The 1172-nt window shown below is 58.1% G+C and carries 1 protein-coding gene and 1 pseudogene; both read left to right on the top strand.

Going from position 1 to position 1172, the window contains the following annotated elements:
- Nucleotides 1-41: 41 nt before the first annotated feature.
- Nucleotides 42-161, top strand: a pseudogene (locus tag GDJ93_RS10155) (transposase); the annotation flags it as partial.
- Nucleotides 110-1132: an IS3 family transposase gene (locus GDJ93_RS07750; protein WP_264297889.1), complete on the top strand. Its 1023-nt coding sequence runs from the start codon at nucleotides 110-112 to the stop codon at nucleotides 1130-1132. The pseudogene GDJ93_RS10155 and the gene GDJ93_RS07750, both read left to right, overlap by 52 nt.
- Nucleotides 1133-1172: the final 40 nt, after the last annotated feature.

The following is a 1172-nucleotide window of genomic DNA, read 5'->3' as shown; positions in this document are numbered from 1 at the left end:
AGTTCAAGGTCTCGGCGGCAAAGGTGGTCCTGTCCGGGGAAATGACGGTCAAAGGCCTATCGGAGGAACTCGGCATAAAGGATTCGACGCTGAGAAGATGGGCCCGCGAATACGAGGAGATGGGAGACGGCGCGTTCCCCGGAAACGGCTCCCCGAAGATCAACAAGGACTACGAGATCGTGAAGCTCAAGAAGAAGGTCGAGGAGCTCGAGCGCGAGAACGAGATACTAAAAAATTTCCGGGCCTTCTTGAGTCAAGACCATGCGTGAGGTTCGAGTTCCTCAAAGAGCATAGGGGCGAGATCGGCCCCATCAAGAAGGCATGCGGGCTGATGAAAGTCTCGAAATCCGGTTTCTACGAGTATCTCGGCCGGAAGAAGTCCGACGCCCAGATAGAGCGGGAGGCGATCGAAGGTTTCGTCGTCGAGGCCTTCGAGCGGCACAAGGGCCGTTACGGCTACCGGCGCATCAACCGCGAACTGCGAAAAAGCGGCATCGTCGTGAGCGAGAAGCGCGTGCTCCGCATCATGCAGAAGCTCGGACTTGCCGGAAAGGGCGCGACCCGAAAACACCGCATCCAGAAGAAGGTCGAGCCGGGAGACCCTCGGTTGAACCTGGTAGAGCGCGCTTTCACCGTGGGCGAGCGCAACAGGCTTTGGGTGGGCGACATCACCTACATACCCACAAGAGAAGGGTGGCTCTATCTCGCAGCCGTGATAGACGCCTTCTCCCGCAAGGTCGTGGGCTGGTCGATGTCCGAGCGCATCACCGAGAAGGTCGCGATCGACGCGATGGAGCAGGCGGTCGGCAGGGAGGGTCCGCCAGATGACGGCAGCCTCGTCTTCCATGACGATCAGGGCGCGCAGTACACCTCCCGTTCATTCCAGCGGTGTCTGGACTCGCATGGCATAGTCCAGTCGGTATCAAGGCCCGGCACGCCGCTGGACAACGCGGTGGCCGAGTCGTTCTTCAAGACGCTGAAAAGGGAATTGGTGAAAGAGAGGAGCTATGGGACGAGGGACGAGGCCAAGCAGGACATCTTCAAGTACATAGAGCTCTATTACAATAGGGTGCGCATGCATTCCACCCTGGGCTACATGTCTCCAGTGGAATACGAGCGGCAATACGCTTGAGGATCCTTAAAAGAAAGTCCAGTTTATCCTTCCCACTCCA

The sequence above is a fragment of the Collinsella aerofaciens genome (assembly GCF_902501475.1).
Taxonomy (GTDB): Bacteria; Actinomycetota; Coriobacteriia; order Coriobacteriales; family Coriobacteriaceae; genus Collinsella; species Collinsella aerofaciens_AL.
The sequence above is the reverse complement of the archived record's forward strand: the minus strand, read 5'-3'. Positions and strand labels throughout refer to the sequence as shown.